The sequence below is a fragment of the Dellaglioa sp. CoH-56-MRSF-12 genome, from assembly GCF_056782075.1.
Window position 1 is genome coordinate 1 of record NZ_JBXAYD010000055.1, and the last position, 308, is coordinate 308.

Below are 308 nucleotides of genomic sequence, written 5' to 3' on the forward strand. Positions count from 1 at the left end.
GTTCAGGGCCGAAACGCGGCGCAGAGTTGCGAGTTTACGCATACACTTTCTCCTTTATCAAACATTGAACGAAATTTCGTCAGTGCGACCACGCTTGCGCGGTTTATCTTCCGCGTCGCCCTTGTTCAGGAACCACTCAGGCACGGCGTCGAGGCTCGGCGGCTCATACTGATCGGTGACACTCGACTTCTTGATCACCTTGTTAGCCGGGTCAAACACCAGACCACGCTCGCGGAGCGAGGCCCGGACTTTCTTCCACTCCGAGAACGGGAGAAGCGATCCACTGTCTACCGAATCAGGAGGCATGT

General features: G+C 56.2%; 1 protein-coding gene. It reads right to left on the reverse strand.

Features of this window, described 5'->3' with window-relative positions; genetic code table 11:
- Positions 1-57: 57 nt before the first annotated feature.
- The coding region (locus AC1RPY_RS07760; RefSeq protein ID WP_481763108.1) for a hypothetical protein at positions 58-308 on the reverse strand (251 nt) is incomplete at its 5' end.